This window comes from uncultured Winogradskyella sp., assembly GCF_947498345.1.
Classification (GTDB): domain Bacteria; phylum Bacteroidota; class Bacteroidia; order Flavobacteriales; family Flavobacteriaceae; genus Winogradskyella.
In genome coordinates, this window is the sequence record NZ_CANMJY010000008.1 from 98,420 (window position 1) to 116,175 (window position 17,756).

32 protein-coding genes are annotated in these 17,756 nt (G+C 35.2%); all 32 read right to left on the reverse strand.

Translation table 11 applies throughout. From position 1 onward, the window contains the following. Positions 1-87 precede the first annotated feature (87 nt). Positions 88-561 carry a 50S ribosomal protein L17 gene (gene rplQ, locus Q0912_RS11800; protein ID WP_299115305.1) on the reverse strand — a complete coding sequence of 158 codons (474 nt, stop codon included), beginning with the start codon at positions 559-561 and terminating at the stop codon, positions 88-90. A gap of 74 nt (positions 562-635) precedes the next feature. Further along, on the reverse strand, positions 636-1,628 hold the full coding sequence (locus Q0912_RS11805; protein ID WP_218546985.1) for a DNA-directed RNA polymerase subunit alpha: 993 nt from the start codon (positions 1,626-1,628) through the stop codon (positions 636-638). 93 nt (positions 1,629-1,721) lie between these two features. Then, positions 1,722-2,327, reverse strand: a complete 606-nt coding sequence (gene rpsD, locus Q0912_RS11810) for a 30S ribosomal protein S4 (RefSeq protein ID WP_299115309.1) — start codon at positions 2,325-2,327, stop codon at positions 1,722-1,724. Between the two features lie 174 nt (positions 2,328-2,501). Continuing rightward, positions 2,502-2,885: a 30S ribosomal protein S11 gene (gene rpsK, locus Q0912_RS11815; RefSeq protein ID WP_282044241.1), complete on the reverse strand. Its 384-nt coding sequence runs from the start codon at positions 2,883-2,885 to the stop codon at positions 2,502-2,504. A 101-nt stretch (positions 2,886-2,986) separates the two neighbouring features. Next, complete coding sequence (gene rpsM, locus Q0912_RS11820) at positions 2,987-3,361, reverse strand: 30S ribosomal protein S13 (RefSeq protein ID WP_185790329.1); 375 nt, start codon at positions 3,359-3,361, stop codon at positions 2,987-2,989. Between the two features lie 97 nt (positions 3,362-3,458). Continuing rightward, the gene (gene ykgO / locus Q0912_RS11825; RefSeq protein WP_008269159.1) at positions 3,459-3,575 is read right to left on the reverse strand and encodes a type B 50S ribosomal protein L36; all 117 of its coding nucleotides are present in this window, start codon (positions 3,573-3,575) and stop codon (positions 3,459-3,461) included. 55 nt (positions 3,576-3,630) lie between these two features. Continuing rightward, positions 3,631-3,846 carry a translation initiation factor IF-1 gene (infA, locus tag Q0912_RS11830; protein ID WP_007094967.1) on the reverse strand — a complete coding sequence of 72 codons (216 nt, stop codon included), beginning with the start codon at positions 3,844-3,846 and terminating at the stop codon, positions 3,631-3,633. A gap of 84 nt (positions 3,847-3,930) precedes the next feature. Then, positions 3,931-5,292: a preprotein translocase subunit SecY gene (secY, locus tag Q0912_RS11835; protein ID WP_299115314.1), complete on the reverse strand. Its 1,362-nt coding sequence runs from the start codon at positions 5,290-5,292 to the stop codon at positions 3,931-3,933. An 11-nt stretch (positions 5,293-5,303) separates the two neighbouring features. After that, on the reverse strand, positions 5,304-5,756 hold the full coding sequence (gene rplO / locus Q0912_RS11840; RefSeq protein WP_299115316.1) for a 50S ribosomal protein L15: 453 nt from the start codon (positions 5,754-5,756) through the stop codon (positions 5,304-5,306). Positions 5,757-5,772: 16 nt separating this feature from the next. Next, positions 5,773-5,952 (reverse strand): 50S ribosomal protein L30, encoded by a 180-nt coding sequence (gene rpmD / locus Q0912_RS11845; RefSeq protein WP_114300031.1) that lies wholly within the window; start codon positions 5,950-5,952, stop codon positions 5,773-5,775. Positions 5,953-5,963: 11 nt separating this feature from the next. Next, positions 5,964-6,488 (reverse strand): 30S ribosomal protein S5, encoded by a 525-nt coding sequence (gene rpsE / locus Q0912_RS11850; protein ID WP_299115318.1) that lies wholly within the window; start codon positions 6,486-6,488, stop codon positions 5,964-5,966. A gap of 6 nt (positions 6,489-6,494) precedes the next feature. Beyond that, the gene (gene rplR / locus Q0912_RS11855) at positions 6,495-6,851 is read right to left on the reverse strand and encodes a 50S ribosomal protein L18 (protein ID WP_299115320.1); all 357 of its coding nucleotides are present in this window, start codon (positions 6,849-6,851) and stop codon (positions 6,495-6,497) included. Positions 6,852-6,861: 10 nt separating this feature from the next. After that, positions 6,862-7,404, reverse strand: coding sequence for a 50S ribosomal protein L6 (rplF, locus tag Q0912_RS11860; RefSeq protein WP_299115322.1), 543 nt, complete (start codon positions 7,402-7,404; stop codon positions 6,862-6,864). 12 nt (positions 7,405-7,416) lie between these two features. Then, positions 7,417-7,818 carry a 30S ribosomal protein S8 gene (rpsH, locus tag Q0912_RS11865; protein WP_218547003.1) on the reverse strand — a complete coding sequence of 134 codons (402 nt, stop codon included), beginning with the start codon at positions 7,816-7,818 and terminating at the stop codon, positions 7,417-7,419. Positions 7,819-7,922: 104 nt separating this feature from the next. After that, entirely contained in the window at positions 7,923-8,192 is a 270-nt protein-coding gene (gene rpsN, locus Q0912_RS11870; protein ID WP_299115325.1) for a 30S ribosomal protein S14, read from the reverse strand. 2 nt (positions 8,193-8,194) lie between these two features. Beyond that, positions 8,195-8,746 (reverse strand): 50S ribosomal protein L5, encoded by a 552-nt coding sequence (rplE, locus tag Q0912_RS11875; protein WP_299115327.1) that lies wholly within the window; start codon positions 8,744-8,746, stop codon positions 8,195-8,197. Positions 8,747-8,748: 2 nt separating this feature from the next. Further along, positions 8,749-9,060 carry a 50S ribosomal protein L24 gene (gene rplX / locus Q0912_RS11880; RefSeq protein ID WP_299115329.1) on the reverse strand — a complete coding sequence of 104 codons (312 nt, stop codon included), beginning with the start codon at positions 9,058-9,060 and terminating at the stop codon, positions 8,749-8,751. 12 nt (positions 9,061-9,072) lie between these two features. Beyond that, the gene (gene rplN, locus Q0912_RS11885) at positions 9,073-9,441 is read right to left on the reverse strand and encodes a 50S ribosomal protein L14 (protein WP_155089961.1); all 369 of its coding nucleotides are present in this window, start codon (positions 9,439-9,441) and stop codon (positions 9,073-9,075) included. A 2-nt stretch (positions 9,442-9,443) separates the two neighbouring features. Beyond that, complete coding sequence (rpsQ, locus tag Q0912_RS11890) at positions 9,444-9,701, reverse strand: 30S ribosomal protein S17 (protein WP_299115335.1); 258 nt, start codon at positions 9,699-9,701, stop codon at positions 9,444-9,446. A gap of 17 nt (positions 9,702-9,718) precedes the next feature. Further along, the gene (gene rpmC, locus Q0912_RS11895) at positions 9,719-9,910 is read right to left on the reverse strand and encodes a 50S ribosomal protein L29 (RefSeq protein WP_218547009.1); all 192 of its coding nucleotides are present in this window, start codon (positions 9,908-9,910) and stop codon (positions 9,719-9,721) included. A 12-nt stretch (positions 9,911-9,922) separates the two neighbouring features. Further along, a complete protein-coding gene (gene rplP / locus Q0912_RS11900; protein WP_218547011.1) occupies positions 9,923-10,342 on the reverse strand; it encodes a 50S ribosomal protein L16 in 420 nt (139 codons plus the stop codon). A 20-nt stretch (positions 10,343-10,362) separates the two neighbouring features. Continuing rightward, entirely contained in the window at positions 10,363-11,076 is a 714-nt protein-coding gene (gene rpsC, locus Q0912_RS11905) for a 30S ribosomal protein S3 (RefSeq protein WP_155089965.1), read from the reverse strand. 9 nt (positions 11,077-11,085) lie between these two features. Then, positions 11,086-11,493, reverse strand: coding sequence for a 50S ribosomal protein L22 (gene rplV, locus Q0912_RS11910; protein ID WP_299115339.1), 408 nt, complete (start codon positions 11,491-11,493; stop codon positions 11,086-11,088). A gap of 5 nt (positions 11,494-11,498) precedes the next feature. Further along, positions 11,499-11,777, reverse strand: coding sequence for a 30S ribosomal protein S19 (rpsS, locus tag Q0912_RS11915; RefSeq protein ID WP_008269180.1), 279 nt, complete (start codon positions 11,775-11,777; stop codon positions 11,499-11,501). Positions 11,778-11,787: 10 nt separating this feature from the next. Beyond that, positions 11,788-12,615, reverse strand: a complete 828-nt coding sequence (rplB, locus tag Q0912_RS11920) for a 50S ribosomal protein L2 (protein ID WP_299115341.1) — start codon at positions 12,613-12,615, stop codon at positions 11,788-11,790. 8 nt (positions 12,616-12,623) lie between these two features. Beyond that, positions 12,624-12,914, reverse strand: coding sequence for a 50S ribosomal protein L23 (gene rplW, locus Q0912_RS11925; protein ID WP_299115343.1), 291 nt, complete (start codon positions 12,912-12,914; stop codon positions 12,624-12,626). A gap of 7 nt (positions 12,915-12,921) precedes the next feature. Continuing rightward, positions 12,922-13,551, reverse strand: a complete 630-nt coding sequence (gene rplD, locus Q0912_RS11930) for a 50S ribosomal protein L4 (protein ID WP_299115345.1) — start codon at positions 13,549-13,551, stop codon at positions 12,922-12,924. Beyond that, complete coding sequence (gene rplC, locus Q0912_RS11935) at positions 13,551-14,168, reverse strand: 50S ribosomal protein L3 (protein WP_299115348.1); 618 nt, start codon at positions 14,166-14,168, stop codon at positions 13,551-13,553. Before rplC ends, rplD begins: the two co-directional genes overlap by 1 nt. A 144-nt stretch (positions 14,169-14,312) precedes the next feature. Continuing rightward, positions 14,313-14,618: a 30S ribosomal protein S10 gene (gene rpsJ, locus Q0912_RS11940; RefSeq protein ID WP_007650482.1), complete on the reverse strand. Its 306-nt coding sequence runs from the start codon at positions 14,616-14,618 to the stop codon at positions 14,313-14,315. Positions 14,619-14,630: 12 nt separating this feature from the next. Then, positions 14,631-16,757: an elongation factor G gene (gene fusA / locus Q0912_RS11945; protein ID WP_299115350.1), complete on the reverse strand. Its 2,127-nt coding sequence runs from the start codon at positions 16,755-16,757 to the stop codon at positions 14,631-14,633. A 6-nt stretch (positions 16,758-16,763) separates the two neighbouring features. Next, positions 16,764-17,240, reverse strand: coding sequence for a 30S ribosomal protein S7 (gene rpsG, locus Q0912_RS11950; RefSeq protein ID WP_299115352.1), 477 nt, complete (start codon positions 17,238-17,240; stop codon positions 16,764-16,766). Positions 17,241-17,262: 22 nt separating this feature from the next. Next, positions 17,263-17,637: a 30S ribosomal protein S12 gene (gene rpsL / locus Q0912_RS11955; protein WP_008269190.1), complete on the reverse strand. Its 375-nt coding sequence runs from the start codon at positions 17,635-17,637 to the stop codon at positions 17,263-17,265. Positions 17,638-17,756 lie beyond the last annotated feature (119 nt).

The window sequence follows — 17,756 nt, forward strand, 5'->3', positions numbered from 1 at the left end:
TAATCGGACCTTATGTATGGCAAAAGAAGTTCTAATTTTTCTATCTGATTTCACTTTAGAACCTGTTTGCCTTTTCAAAATCATTTCTTATTCTTCTTCGTTAGTAGCTTTAGTTTCTACTGGTGCAGCTGCAGCAACACTTTTCTTACCACCTCTTCTACTTCTACGTGTTTTCTTCTCTGGCTTACCAGCTGTATAAAGTTCATTGTAATCAACTAACTCTATCATTGCCATATCAGCGTTGTCACCTAATCGGTTACCTAACTTAATGATACGTGTATATCCACCAGGACGATCAGCAACTTTAGCTGCAACATCTCTAAATAATTCTGCAACCGCCTCTTTTTGTCTTAATCTAGACATCACAACTCTTCTGTTGTGTGTTGTATCTTCTTTAGACTTTGTAATTAAAGGCTCAACAAATTGCTTTAAAGCTTTTGCTTTTGCTGTTGTTGTGTTAATACGTTTGTGCTCTATTAAAGAACAAGCCATATTAGCTAACATAGCTTTTCTATGTGCTGTTTGTCTTCCTAAGTGGTTGAATTTTTTTCCGTGTCTCATGACCTTTGTTTTATCATCTTGCTACCAAACTCAGTTATTTGAGGAGCAAAATATGATTATTATTAATTATCTAATTAGTCTTTATCTAACTTATACTTGCTTAAATCCATTCCGAAGTTAAGACCTTTAACGTTTACTAATTCTTCTAGCTCAGTTAAAGACTTCTTACCAAAGTTTCTGAATTTCATTAAATCGTTTTTATTGAACGATACTAAATCACCTAATGTATCCACTTCTGCAGCTTTTAAACAGTTAAGTGCACGTACAGAAAGATCCATATCAACTAATTTAGTTTTCAATAGTTGTCTCATGTGAAGTGATTCTTCATCATAAGTTTCAGTCTGTGCAATTTCATCGGCTTCTAATGTTATACGCTCATCAGAGAATAACATGAAGTGGTGAATTAGTATTTTAGCTGCTTCTGTTAAAGCATCTTTAGGATGAATAGATCCATCAGTTTGAATTTCGAAAACTAATTTTTCGTAATCCGTTTTTTGCTCAACACGGAAGTTTTCGATACTATACTTTACATTCTTTATTGGAGTATAAATAGAATCTGTAAAGATTGTTCCGATTGGTGCAGAAGCTTTTTTATTTTCTTCAGCAGGAACATATCCTCTACCTTTTTCGATAGTTAATTCCATATTGATGTTTACTTTAGGGTCTAAGTTACAGATCACTAAATCTGTATTTAATACTTGGAATCCTGAAATAAACTTCTGAAAATCACCTGCAGTGATTTGATCTTGTCCTGATATTGAAATCGTAACGGTTTCGTTATCAACTTCATCAATCTGGCGCTTAAAGTTAACTTGCTTTAAGTTTAAGATCATTTCAGTAACATCTTCAACAACACCAGAAATCGTAGAAAATTCGTGATCTACACCTTCTATTCTAACTGAAGTGATTGCAAAACCTTCTAAAGAGGATAATAACACACGTCTTAGTGCATTACCTACTGTTAATCCGTAACCTGGTTCTAAGGGTCTGAATTCGAACTTACCTTCGAAATCAGTAGAATCAATCATGATTACTTTATCGGGTTTCTGAAAATTTAATATTGCCATTTTTCTTCGTTTTAATTGTTATTTAGTTGCGCGGTCTATAGGTTTGAAGAACACCAATAAACCCTTTGGCTAAATACCAATAAGATTAATTTATTATTTAGAGTAAAGTTCAACGATGAATTGCTCGTTGATTTGTTCTGGAATTTGAATTCTCGCAGGAACAGAAACATAAGTTCCTTCCATTGTATCGTTATTCCATGTAATCCATTCGTAAACATTGCTAGAGTTAGTCAATGAATTTTGAATAGCTTCTAATGATTTAGATTTTTCTCTAACACCAACAACATCACCAGCTTTTAATTGGTATGAAGGAATATTTACCTTTTCACCATTCACTGTAATATGTCTGTGAGACACTAATTGTCTTGCACCACTTCTTGTAGGAGAAATACCCATTCTGAAAACAACGTTATCTAAACGCGATTCACATAATTGTAATAATACTTCACCTGTGATACCTTGAGCTGCGGTTGCTCTTTTAAACATGTTTCTGAATTGACGCTCTAAAATACCATAGGTATATTTAGCTTTTTGCTTTTCCATTAACTGGATTGCATATTCAGATTTTTTCCCACGACGACGGTTGTTTCCGTGTTGTCCAGGAGGATAATTTCTTTTTTCGAAAGCTTTATCATCTCCGAAAATAGCTTGCCCAAATTTACGAGCAATCTTTGTTTTAGGACCAGTATATCTTGCCATTTTAAATTGTTTTTGAGAGTAGTTAATGAATTAAGGTCTTAATCTTATCCTTCTATAACCGTTAATCTCTCGTTGATACTTGTTATTTTAAAAATTTCAGTTTGCAAATTTACACATAAAAAAATTAATATCAGCCAAATAAATGACTGATATTAATCTTCATAAAGGTGTAAATTATACACGACGTCTTTTTGGTGGACGACAACCATTATGTGGCATTGGAGTAACATCAATTATTTCTGATACTTCAATACCTGCATTGTGAATAGATCTGATAGCAGATTCTCTACCATTACCAGGACCTTTTACATATACTTTTACTTTCTTTAAACCAGCTTCTTTAGCTACACCTGCAGCATCTTCTGCAGCTAATTGTGCAGCATAAGGAGTGTTCTTTTTAGAACCTCTAAAGCCCATTTTACCAGCTGATGACCAGGAAATAACGTCACCTTTTTTATTGGTTAAAGAAATGATGATGTTATTAAAAGATGCTGTGATATGCGCTTCTCCTATTGCATCAACGATTACTTTACGCTTTTTTGTACTTGACTTTGCCATATTTTTTAGTTTCTAGTTGTTAGCTTTAGTTGTTAGAATCCTAAACTTTTACATTTCAGGCAGATTCATCTAACTTCTAAACTAATGACTAATGTCTGTTATTATTTAGTTACTTTTTTCTTGTTAGCAACTGTTTTTCTTCTACCTTTTCTTGTACGAGAGTTGTTCTTGGTACGTTGTCCTCTTAATGGAAGACCAGCTCTATGGCGAATACCTCTGTAACATCCGATATCCATTAATCGCTTAATGTTTAACTGAGTTTCAGAACGTAATTCACCTTCAATCTTGAAATTTCCAACAGCTTCACGGATCGCTCCAATTTCGTCGTCAGTCCAATCTTGTACTTTTGTGCTTTCGTCAACTTTAGCAGTTTCTAAAATTTCTTTAGCTCTACTTCTACCTATTCCATAGATATAAGTTAAGGATACTACTCCTCTTTTTTGTTTTGGTATGTCTACACCTGCAATTCTTGCCATATAATTTAGTTTTTAGCTGTTAGCTTTTAGTTGTTAGAATCCTAAACCTTTCGATTTCGAACAGATTCATCTAACTACTAATTACTAATGACTTCTTTTATCCTTGTCTTTGTTTAAATCTAGGATTCTTTTTGTTAATTACATAAAGTCTTCCTTTACGTCGTACTAATTTACAATCAGCACTTCTTTTTTTAACTGATGCTCTTACTTTCATCTGTTTCTCTTTATTTGTTTAATACTGTTAGATGGAATCTTACGATTTCATCTTGTTAGTATCTATAAGTTATACGAGCCTTCGTTAAATCGTAAGGACTCATTTCTAATTTTACTTTATCACCTGGTAACAACTTAATATAATGCATACGCATTTTTCCAGATATGTGTGCAGTCACAATGTGACCATTCTCTAATTCTACACGGAACATAGCATTAGATAATGCTTCTATTATCGTTCCGTCTTGTTCTATTGCTGCTTGTTTTGCCATAAATTATTTTTAAGTATTTAATCGTCAATTAACAAATACCTTGCCGAATCATTAACAGATTAAATGCTTTAAATTAAATTTAAATTATGAGGTCACAGATTTTCTGTTTTTACCTGTCTTCATCAAGCCATCGTAATGCTTATTTAATAAATAAGAATTAACCTGCTGCATTGTATCAATAGCTACACCAACCATAATTAAAAGCGATGTACCACCAAAGAATAATGCCCAACCAGATTGTACTCCCATTAACTTTACAATAAATGCAGGGAAAATTGCAATTAATGCTAAGAAAATAGAACCCGGTAAGGTTATCTGTGACATAATCTTATCTAAATATTCTGAGGTTTCTGAACCTGGACGAATACCAGGTATAAATCCTCCACTACGTTTTAAATCATCAGCCATCTTATTAGTTGGCACTGTAATCGCCGTATAGAAATAGGTGAATACAATGATCAATAATGCAAATACAAGATTATACCAAAATCCAAAGATATCTTGAAAATTAGTTTGCATCCATTGACCAACACCAGTGTCTTTTAAGAATGAAGACCCACCTATAAGACCTGGCACAAACATAATTGCTTGAGCAAAGATGATTGGCATTACACCTGAGGCATTCAATTTTAATGGTAAAAACTGGCGTGATCCAAATACATTTTTTTCATAACCACCAGAAGCTGTTCTTCTTGCGTATTGTACAGCAATTTTGCGCACTGCCATTACCAAGAATACCGAAGCAAGGATAATTAAGAACCAAATCACTAATTCTATTAGTATCATCATAAAACCACCATTACCACCTAATCGTGAAGTAAGGTTTTGAGAAAAAGATAACGGCAAATTAGCTATAATTCCAACCATTATTAATAATGAGATACCATTACCAATACCTTTATCTGTAATTTTCTCACCCAACCACATAGCAAAAACACAACCTGTGACTAAGATAATTATCGAAGAAAAGTAAAATACATTTTCCGAAAAACCAGGTAGCAGCATTGCATTTATCGAAGGTAAACCAGATAAAGAAGGTATACTAGCTAAGTAACCTGGCGCCTGCACCAAACAAATACCAATAGTTAACCAACGTGTGATTTGAGTAATCTTCTTTTGCCCGCTTGCTCCTTCTTTTTGAAGTTTTTGCAAATAAGGAATAGCAATACCCATTAATTGTACAACAATGGAAGCAGAAATATAAGGCATAATACCTAATGCAAAAACTGAAGCATTTGCAAAAGCACCACCTGTGAAAGCCACAAGTAAACCTAAAATACCTTCATCTGTACCAGCTTGTAAAGCCCCTAGAGAATCCATATTAATACCAGGCAATACTACCTGAGCACCAAAACGATACACTAGCAACAAACCTAAGGTTAAGATAATTCTATCCTTAAGTTCTGTGATTTTCCAAACGTTTTTTAATGTTTCTATTATCTTCATCCTTTGTGATCTTATAAAGTTACAGCTTCACCACCAGCAGCCTCAATAGCAGCTTTTGCCGTAGCAGTAAATTTATGAGCAGTTACTGTTAATTTAGTTTTTAATTCACCTCTACCTAGGATTTTAACCAGGTCATTTTTCCCAGCTTTACCTAATGATACAAGTGTTTCAAAATCTACAGTATCTTTAATTTTCTTTTCGTCTACTAATTGTTGTAAGGTATCTAAGTTTACACCTTGATATTCTACTCTGTTGATATTAGTAAATCCAAACTTAGGAACACGTCTTTGTAAAGGCATTTGACCACCTTCAAATCCTAATTTCTTAGAATAACCCGAACGTGATTTAGCACCTTTGTGTCCTCTACGAGCAGTACCACCTTTTCCAGATCCCTGACCACGTCCAACACGCTTTCCTTGATTTTTTACTGAACCTTCTGCAGGTTTTAAATTACTTAAATCCATTTTTAAGTGTATATTTTTAAGCTTCCTCTACAGAAACTAAATGTTCTACTTTCTTTACCATACCAAGGATATTTGGTGTGGCATCATGCTCTACTACTTGACCAATCTTTTTTAAACCTAAAGCTTCTAATGTTAGCTTTTGTCTTTTAGTACGATTGATTGCACTTTTTACTTTAGTTACTTTAATCTTTGCCATCTTATCCTAGATTATCCTTTAAATACTTTTTCAAGTGAAATTCCACGTTCTTTAGCTACAGATTTTGCATCCCTTAATTGTAATAAAGCATCAAAAGTTGCTTTTACTACGTTATGAGGGTTAGAAGATCCTTGAGACTTTGATAATACATCATGTACACCAACGGCTTCAAGTACTGTTCTTACAGCACCACCAGCAATAACTCCGGTACCTGGTGCAGCTGGGATAATGTTTACTCTAGCTCCTCCATACTTACCTTTTTGCTCGTGAGGTAATGTTCCTTTAATGATAGGAATTCTTACTAAGTTTTTCTTAGCATCTTCTACAGCTTTAGCAATAGCAGTAGCAACATCTTTAGATTTACCTAATCCATGTCCTACTACTCCTGCTTCGTCTCCTACAACAACGATAGCAGAAAAACCAAATGCTCTACCACCTTTTGTTACTTTAGTTACACGCTGTACACCAACTAAGCGATCTTTTAATTCTAATCCGCCTGGTTTAACTAATTCTGCGTTTTTATATTTTTGATACATAATGTCTTAAAATTTAAGTCCTGCTTCTCTAGCACCTTCTGCTAATGATTTTACTCTTCCGTGATATAAGTAACCACCTCTATCAAAAGAAATAGTTTCAACACCAGCTTTCATAGCTTTTTCCGCAACAGCCTTACCAACTAAAGCAGCAACTTCAGTTTTATTTCCTTTAGACTTTGCAATATCTTTATCTCTCGAAGATGCAGCAGCTATAGTTTTACCAGTTACATCATTCACGATTTGAGCATAAATTTCTTTATTACTTCTAAAAACAGCTAATCTTGGTTTTGTTTCAGTACCAGATACTACCTTACGGATTCTGTTTTTTATTCTTATTCTTCTTTCGTTCTTTGTCAATGCCATAACTTAATTATTAAGCTGATTTACCTGCTTTTCTTCTAATTTCTTCACCAACAAACTTGATACCTTTTCCTTTGTAAGGTTCTGGCTTACGGAAACCGCGAATCTTTGCAGCCACTTGACCAACTAATTGTTTATCGTGAGATGTTAATTTAACGATTGGGTTTTTTCCTTTTTCTGAGATAGTCTCAACTTTCACCTCTGGTGCAATATCTATAACGATATTGTGAGAGAAACCAATTGCTAAATCTAATTTTTGTCCTTGATTTGATGCTCTATAACCTACACCAACTAATTCTAGTTCTTTGGTCCAGCCTTTAGAAACACCTTCTATCATATTAGCAATTAACGCTCTGTAAAGACCGTGTTTTGCTCTGTGATCTTTTTTCTCAGAAGGACGAGACAATGTAATTGTACCGTCTTCTAACTTTATTTCAACATCTGAATACTCTTGAGTTAATTCACCTAATTTACCTTTAGCGGTAATTACATTGTCTTTAATCTCAAGTGTTACACCTTCAGGAACTGTTATTGGGTTTTTACCTATTCTTGACATAATTTCCTGTTTTTAGTAAACGTAACATAATACTTCGCCACCAACGTTTTCTCTTTGCGCTTGTTTACCTGTCATCACTCCATGAGACGTAGAAACAATTGCAATACCTAAACCATTTAAGATTCTTGGCATTTCGTTAGCACCAGCATATTTACGCAAACCTGGTTTACTGATTCTTTGAATTTTTTTGATAACTGACTCCTTAGTGTCTTTGTTATACTTTAAGGCAATCTTAATTGTGCCTTGTGCAGTAGATTTGTCATCAAACTTATAACTTAAAATATAGCCCTGATCGAACAATATTTTAGTCATCTCTTTTTTTAAGTTAGATGCAGGAATCTCAACCACTCTGTGGTTTGCTTTCACAGCATTTCTAACTCGCGTTAAATAATCCGCTATTGGATCTGTGTACATAGTTTTAATTTTTGGAAAATGGTTTTCGATTATTTCGAACCTAAATTCCGATTATACAATAATTATATTGATAATAGTACAGAAGCTAATTCGCTTCCTCAATGTTACCAACTTGCTTTTTTTACACCAGGAATTAATCCTTTGTTAGCCATTTCTCTAAACATTACACGAGAGATACCAAACTGTCTCATATAACCTTTTGGTCTTCCTGTAAGCTTACAACGGTTGTGCATACGTATAGGTGAAGCGTTTTTTGGTAGCTTTTGTAATGCTTCGTAATCTCCAACTTCTTTTAAAGCTTTTCTTTTCTCAGCATATTTTGCAACCATTTTTGCACGCTTTACCTCACGAGCTTTCATTGATTCTTTAGCCATAATTAATTCTTTTTAAATGGTAATCCTAATTCTGTTAATAGTGACTTTGCTTCCTTATCCGTTTCTGCAGAAGTCACAAATGTAATGTCCATACCATTGATTTTATTGATTTTATCAATATCGATCTCTGGGAAAATAATCTGTTCTGTTACACCTAAGTTGTAATTTCCACGACCATCAAAACCTGTAGCTTTGATACCGTTAAAATCTCTAACTCGTGGTAAAGCTGAAGTCACTAAACGATCTAAGAACTCATACATTTGCTCTCCTCTTAAAGTTACTTTAGCACCAATTGGCATACCCTTACGCAACTTAAAAGATGCAACATCTTTTTTAGAAATCGTAGCAACAGCTTTTTGTCCAGTGATTTTAGTTAATTCATCAACAGCATGATCAATTAACTTTTTATCTGCAACAGCAGCACCAACACCTCTAGATAAAACTATCTTTTCAAGCTTAGGCACTTGCATTACATTTTTATATCCAAATTCTTCTGTAAGAGCAGGAATTACTTTATCCTTATACTCTTGTTTTAATCTTGCAACGTAAGCCATAATTAAATTACTTCATTAGATTTTTTAGAAAATCTTACTTTATTGTCGCCATCCATTCTGTAACCAACTCTAGTTGTTTCACCTTTAGAGGTTAACAACGATAAGTTTGAAATATGAATTGATGCTTCTTTCTCTACAATTCCACCTTGAGGGTTTTGAGCACTTGGTTTAGTATGTTTCTTCACCATGTTTACACCTTCTATTATGGCCTTGTTCTTATCTTTTAATACTTTAAGCACTTTACCTTCTGATCCTTTATGATCTCCAGCTATTACTTGTACGGTATCTCCTGATTTTATTTTAAGCTTTGTCATCTTATTTATCAATTAAAGCACTTCTGGTGCTAATGATACAATTTTCATGAATTGTTTATCACGAAGTTCTCTAGCTACAGGACCAAAAACACGTGTACCTCTCATTTCTCCTGTTGGATTTAATAATACACATGCATTGTCATCAAATCTAATGTAAGAACCATCTGGTCGTCTTACTTCTTTTGCTGTGCGTACTACAACTGCTGTAGAAACGGCGCCTTTTTTGATGTTTCCGTTAGGAGTAGCATCCTTAACAGATACTACAATTTTATCTCCAACAGATGCATATCGTCTTTTTGTTCCTCCTAGCACGCGGATAGTTAAAACTTCCTTTGCGCCAGTATTATCAGCTACTTTTAATCTTGATTCTTGTTGTACCATAATTACTTCGCTCTTTCAATTATTTCTACTAATCTCCAACACTTAGATTTACTCATAGGTCTTGTTTCCATGATCTTTACAGTATCTCCTTCGTTGCAGTCGTTTGTTTCATCGTGTGCGACATATTTCTTAGTCTTTAACACGAACTTTCCATACATAGGGTGCTTTACTTTTTTAACTTCGGAAACAACAATAGATTTCTCCATTTTGTTACTCGTTACTATCCCTATACGTTCTTTTCTTAAATTTCTTTTTTCCATCTTTCAGCAGAATACAATTATTGATCGTCTCTTTTAGTTAATTCAGTCGCTACTCTAGCTACAGTACGACGAGCGTGACGTAACTGAATAGGATTTTCTAAAGGAGATATTGCGTGAGCCATTTTTAGGTCTGCATAACTCTTTTTAGTCTCACTAAGTTTTTCTTGTAACTCAGCTGTTGAAAGCTGTTTAATTTCTGATTGCTTCATAATACTCTAATATTAAGCTTCGTAATCTCTAGCTATGATAAACTTAGTTTTTACCGGAAGTTTTTGTGCTGCCAAACGTAATGCTTCTTGAGCTACGTCTAATGGTACACCACTTACTTCAAATAATACGCGTCCTGGTTTTACAACAGCTGCCCAATACTCAACAGCACCTTTACCTTTACCCATACGTACTTCTAGAGGTTTCTTTGTAATAGGCTTGTCTGGAAAAATTTTAATCCATAACGATCCTTCTCTCTTCATGTAACGAGTAGCAGCAATACGTGCAGCTTCTATTTGACGAGCAGTTATAAAAGACGAGTCTAATGATTTAATACCGAAAGTACCATTTGATAACAAATGACCTCTTCCCGCATTTCCTTTCATACGACCTTTTTGCTGCTTACGAAATTTTGTTCTTTTAGGCTGTAACATTTTTTCTTTTCTTTAAAAAATTACTTTCTACGACGTTGGTTTTTGTTTCCACCACGTCCACCTTTTCCTTTTTGCTTAGAAAGACCTACTAATGGAGAAAGTTCTCTTTTCCCATACACTTCACCCTTCATAATCCACACTTTCACACCTAATCTACCATAAGTAGTATGTGCTTCAACAAGAGCATAATCTATATCAGCTCTAAATGTGGATAACGGAATACGTCCTTCTTTGTAGTGCTCAGAACGTGCCATTTCAGCACCATTCAAACGACCACTAATTTGAATTTTAATTCCTTCAGCATTCATACGCATTGCTGCAGCTATAGCCATTTTTATTGCTCGTCTGTATGAGATTCGACTTTCAATTTGACGTGCAACACTTGCTGCAACTAAATGTGCATCTAGTTCAGGTCTTTTAATTTCAAAGATGTTCAATTGAACTTCTTTACCAGTAATCTTTTTAAGCTCTTCTTTTAACTTATCTACCTCTTGACCACCTTTACCGATAATAATACCTGGTCTAGCAGTAGTGATAGTAACGGTTACAAGTTTAAGCGTACGCTCAATAATTACTCTACTTACACTAGCTTTAGATAAACGCGCATGGATATACTTACGGATTTTATCATCCTCAGCAAGTTTATCTCCATAATCATTTCCGCCATACCAGTTAGATTCCCATCCTCTGATAATACCTAAGCGATTTCCGATTGGATTTGTCTTTTGTCCCATATCTCTATCTTAGCTTTGTGTTTTATTTAATGCATCTACAACCACTGTTACGTGATTAGAACGCTTTCTAATTCTGTGTGCTCTACCTTGAGGAGCTGGACGCAATCTCTTTAACATAGATCCACCATCTACTCTAATCTCTTTAATGTAAAGCTTTGCTTCTTCTACGTCTGCATCTTCGTTTTTTGCTTGCCAGTTTGCTATCGCAGACATAACTAACTTTTCTAAACGACGAGACGCTTCCTTAGGGCTAAATCTAAGAATCTGAAGCGCTTTTTCTGCCTTTTGACCTCTTACTAAATCTGCTACTAATCGCATTTTTCTTGGAGATGTAGGACAGTTATTTAGCTTAGCAAAAGCAACTTGCTTTTTCTCCGCCTTAATAGCTTCCGCCATTTGTTTTTTACGACTTCCCATGATTCTTATTTTTTACCTTTATTCTTAGCACCTGCATGACCTCTAAATGATCGTGTTGGTGAAAATTCTCCTAATTTATGACCTACCATGTTTTCAGTAACATATACTGGAACAAATTGACGACCATTGTGAACTGCTATAGTCTGACCAACGAAATCTGGAGAAATCATTGATGCTCTAGACCAAGTTTTGATAACCGTCTTTTTGTTTGAAGCTACATTTTCTGCAACTTTCTTTTCTAATTTATAATGGATATAAGGTCCTTTTTTTAATGAACGTGCCATACTATCTTAATTATTTCTTTCTACGTTCTACAATATACTTGTTACTCGCTTTCGTCTTAGAACGCGTTCTATAACCTTTAGCAGGAATACCGTTTCTAGATCTTGGGTGACCACCTGAAGACTTACCTTCACCACCACCCATTGGGTGATCGACTGGATTCATCACAACTGGTCTTGTACGAGGACGTCTTCCTAACCATCTGCTTCTACCTGCTTTACCAGATACTAACAATTGATGATCTGAGTTAGAAATAACACCTATTGTAGCCATACATGTTGCTAATACCATTCTAGTTTCACCAGAAGGCAATTTAATTGTAGCAAACTTACCATCTCTAGCCATTAATTGAGCAAATGCACCAGCACTACGCGCCATAACAGCACCTTGCCCTGGGCGTAGCTCTATACAAGAGATAATAGTACCTAGAGGTATTTCACTTAACGGCATTGCATTTCCAATTTCTGGAGCGATACCTTTTTCACCAGATACAATTTTTTGCCCTACTTGTAAACCATTTTGAGCGATAACATAACGTTTCTCGCCATCTTGATAGTTTAATAAAGCAATAAATGCTGTTCTGTTTGGATCGTACTCAATTGTTTTAACTTCAGCTGGAACCCCAGTTTTATTACGTTTAAAATCAATGATACGATACTTCTTCTTATGACCACCACCTTTGTAGCGCATGGTCATTTTTCCTTGACTGTTTCTACCACCAGTTCTTTTTTTCGGAGCAAGCAAGCTTTTCTCCGGCTTATCAGTAGTAATGGCGTCAAATCCATTTACTACTCTAAATCGCTGAGCTGATGTGATTGGTTTTAATTTTCTTACTGACATAAGTCTAATTACATGTTAGCGTATAAATCTATTGTTTCACCTTCCGCCAGTTGTACAATTGCTTTTTTAACAGCATTTGTTTTACCATGTTGAATACCAGTTTTTGTGTACTTAGTACTTCTATCTGGACGGACATTTATTGTACGAACCTTAGCTACAGAAACACCATAAGCAGCTTCTACTGCTTTTTTGATTTCTACCTTGTTCGCCTTTGTATTCACCTCAAATGCATACGCATTTAACAACTCACTTTGCATGGTTGCTTTCTCTGTGATGATAGGTTTTATTAAGATACTCATCTGTGTTCTATTTACTTAAGTTCGATTCAATTCCTTCTAATGCACCTTCTAAAAGAATAACTTTATTAGCATTCATTATTTTGTAAGTGCTTAATTCTGAGCTGGTTACAACTTCAGAACCTTTAAAATTGCGTGATGACAAATATACATTATTATTTGAGTCACCCAACACAATAAGAGATTTTTTGTTTTCAACCTCTAATGCCTTTAAAACACTGATAAAGTTTTTAGTTTTTGGAGCATCAAAACTGAAGTCTTCCAATACCATTATCGCCTTATCATTTGCTTTAATACTTAATGCTGATTTGCGTGCTAATCGCTTTACGTTTTTATTTAATTTAAAACCGTAATTTCTTGGTCTTGGACCAAACATACGACCACCACCTTTAAATACACCAGACTTAATAGAACCTGCACGTGCAGTACCTGTTCCCTTTTGTTTTTTAATCTTACGTGTACTACCAGCAATTTCTGCTCTTTCTTTAGCCTTATGCGTTCCTTGTCTTTGATTTGCTAAGTATTGCTTAACATCTAAATAGACTGCATGATTGTTAGGCTCTATAGCGAATACGTCTTTAGAAAGCTCAGCTTTTCTACCCGTATCTTTTCCGTTTATATCTAAAACTGCTACCTTCATTACTTCTCAATAATTACATAAGAGTTTTTGTGACCAGGAACACATCCTTTTACAACAAGTAAATTCTTTTCAGGAACTACTTTATAAACTCTTAAATTTTGAACTTTAACTGTTTCACCACCCATTCTTCCGGCCATTTTCATTCCTTTGAATACTCTCGCAGGATAAGAAGCTGCACCAATAGAACCTGGAGCTCTTAAACGATTGTGCTGACCATGCGTTGCTTGACCTACACCTCCAAAATTGTGACGCTTTACTACACCTTGAAAACCTTTACCTTTTGAAGTTCCTGAAACATCAACAAACTCACCTTCGATAAATTGTTCTACTGTGATAGCATCACCTAATTTGTACTCCGCATCAAAACCTTTAAATTCTACGACTTTGCGTTTAACAGAAGTACCCGCTTTCTTCGCATGACCAATGTCAGCTTTAGTAGCGCTTTTTTCTGTCGCGTCATCGAAACCTAATTGAAGGGCATTATAACCATCAACTTCTTCAGTTCTGACTTGGGTAACGATACATGGCCCAGCTTCGATTACTGTACATGGAACATTTTTTCCATTTTCATCAAAGATGCTGGTCATACCGATTTTTTTTCCAATTAACCCAGACATATTTATTTATTATTAATTATTATTCTTTATTAAAAATTCAAGGCTGAAAAATACGTTTCAGCCTTGAATTGTATTTTTTACCGTTTTTCCTTTGCTCGCAGCTCCAGACATGTATTTGAGAGCATATTATTGCTCAATCTTTCATTACACCTTTATCTCAACTTCAACTCCACTTGGTAATTCAAGTTTCATTAAAGCATCAATTGTTTTAGAAGACGAAGAGTAAATATCTAATAATCTCTTGTAAGAGCTTAATTGAAATTGTTCTCTAGACTTCTTATTTACGTGAGGCGAACGTAACACAGTGAAAATTTTCTTGTGTGTAGGCAACGGAATTGGTCCCGTTACAACAGCTCCTGTGCTTTTTACTGTTTTTACAATCTTATCAGCAGACTTGTCAACTAAATTATGATCGTAAGACTTTAATTTTATTCTAATTTTTTGACTCATTTTCTTTTAGTTTTAAGCTTCTACGCCTTTTGCTGCTGCAATTACTTCCTCTGATATATTTCTAGGAGTTTCAGCATAGTGTGAAAATTCCATTGTTGATGTTGCTCTACCTGAAGATAGTGTTCTTAATGTAGTTACATATCCAAACATTTCTGATAATGGCACTGTAGCTTTTACAGTTTTTGCACCAGCTCTATCTCCCATTTCACTTACCTGACCACGACGACGGTTTAAGTCACCTACGATATCACCCATGTTTTCTTCTGGAGTAATAACTTCAAGTTTCATGATTGGTTCCATAATTACAGCTTTAGCAGCCTTAGCAGCATTTTTGAATCCTAACTTAGCAGCTAATTCGAAAGATAACTGATCCGAATCCACATCGTGATAAGAACCATCTGTTAAGGTTACTTTCATAGCGTCTACTTCATAACCAGCTAATGGACCATTTACCATTGCCATTTTGAATCCTTTTTCAACTGAAGGAACAAATTCCTTAGGAACATTACCACCTTTAATTTCTGAAACAAATTCTAATCCTGTTTTACCTTCTTCAGCTGGCTCTAATGTAAAAACAATATCTGCAAACTTACCACGTCCACCAGATTGTTTCTTATAAACTTCTCTGTGTTCTGCACGTTGTGTAATTGCTTCTTTGTACTCAACTTGAGGTTGCCCTTGGTTAACTTCTACCTTAAACTCACGCTTCAAACGGTCTACAATAATATCTAAGTGAAGCTCACCCATTCCAGAAATAATAGTCTGTCCTGAAGCTTCGTCTGTTCTTGCAGTAAATGTTGGATCCTCTTCAGATAACTTAGCTAATGCCATACCTAATTTATCAACATCTGCTTTAGTTTTAGGTTCCACAGCAATACCAATTACTGGGTCTGGGAAATCCATAGATTCTAAAACAATAGGATGCTTTTCATCAGACATAGTATCACCAGTCTTAATGTCTTTAAATCCTACTGCAGCACCAATATCACCAGCTTCGATAAATTCGATAGCATTTTGTTTATTAGAGTGCATTTGATAGATACGAGATATACGTTCTTTCTTACCTGAACGATTGTTTAAGATATAAGAACCCGCATCAAGACGACCAGAATAAGCTCTAAAGAATGCTAAACGTCCTACGAAAGGATCTGTAGCAATCTTAAATGCTAATGCTGAGAATGGTTCTTTAACGTCTGGCTTACGAATGATTTCGTTACCAGTATTAGGGTCTGTACCAGTAATACCTTCTTTATCAGTTGGAGAAGGCAGGTAACGACATACAGCATCTAATAAGAACTGTACACCTTTATTTTTAAATGCAGAACCGCAAATCATTGGAATAATAGCCATATCCATTACAGCAGCTCTAAGTGCAGCATGCACTTCTTCTTCTGTAATAGAATCCTCATCTTCCATAAATTTTTCTAAAAGATTTTCATCGTAACTAGCAACTTCTTCAATAAGATTTGCTCTTAACTCAGCTGCTTCCGCTTTCAATTCTTCAGGAATATCAATAACATCGAAAGTCGCCCCTTGAGTTTCATCGTGCCATACAATCGCACGGTTCTTTACTAAATCTACGATACCTTTAAAGTCAACCTCATCACCAATATTCATTACAATTGGCACTGCATTAGACTTCAACATATCTTTTACTTGCTGACATACAGCCATAAAGTTAGATCCTTGACGATCCATTTTATTAACGAAACCAATTCTTGGAACTTTATAATTATCAGCTAGTCTCCAGTTAGTTTCAGATTGTGGTTCTACACCATCAACTGCACTAAACAAGAATACTAAACCATCTAATACACGTAATGAACGGTTTACCTCAACCGTAAAGTCAACGTGACCTGGAGTATCTATAATATTAAAGTGATATCCTTTAGTATCTGGAGTTGGCTGACCGTTTTCCATTGGAAAATTCCATGTACAAGTTGTCGCTGCAGAAGTAATTGTAATACCTCTTTCTTGTTCTTGCTCCATCCAGTCCATAGTAGCTGCACCATCATGCACTTCACCAATTTTGTGAGACACACCTGTGTAATAAAGGATACGCTCTGTTGTTGTGGTTTTTCCTGCGTCAATGTGCGCAGCAATACCTATATTTCTTGTAAATTTTAAATCTCTTGCCATTTCTAATTAAAATCTAAAGTGTGAGAATGCTTTGTTTGCTTCTGCCATTTTATGAGTATCAACTCTTTTCTTAACGGCAGCACCTTCTTCTTTAGCTGCAGCTAATATTTCTGCTGCTAAACGTTGTGCCATAGATTTTTCGTTTCTTTTACGTGCGTAGCCAATTAACCACTTCATCGCAGTTGAAACCTTACGGTCTGGACGAATTTGCATAGGGATTTGGAATGTAGCACCACCTACACGACGACTACGTACTTCTACGTGAGGCATCACATTAGATAAAGCTTCTTTCCAGGTTTCCAAGGCTGTTTTTTCGTCATCATTCTTTTTCTCCTCAACAATATCAATTGCATCGTAGAATACTTTAAAAGCTACAGACTTTTTACCGTCCCACATCATCATGTTAACAAAACGCGTTACTAACTGATCATTAAATCTTGGGTCTGGTAAAAGCGGTCTCTTTTTTGCTGCTCTTTTTCTCATGTCTTCTTCTTAAAGTTTTAAATTACTTTTTAGGGCGTTTTGCACCATACTTAGATCTACGTTGAGTCCTTCCAGCTACACCTGCTGTATCCAAAGCACCACGAACGATGTGATATCTAACACCTGGCAAATCTTTTACCCTTCCACCTCTAACCAATACTATCGAGTGCTCTTGTAAGTTGTGACCTTCTCCACCGATGTATGCATTTACTTCGTTTCCGTTTGTTAAACGTACCCTTGCCACCTTACGCATTGCTGAGTTAGGTTTTTTAGGTGTCGTTGTATAAACACGAGTACATACACCACGTCTCTGAGGACACGAATCTAAAGCAGCCGATTTACTCTTCTTGGTTATTTTGGCTCTTCCTTTTCGTACTAATTGTGAAATTGTTGGCATATATTTCTATATAAAATTTTATTTAACCCTCACTTTTGAGGGCTGCAAAGGTAGGAATATATATTTATTATTCAAATAGTTGAGAATTTATTTTTCAAAGAAATATTACGATTCATTTT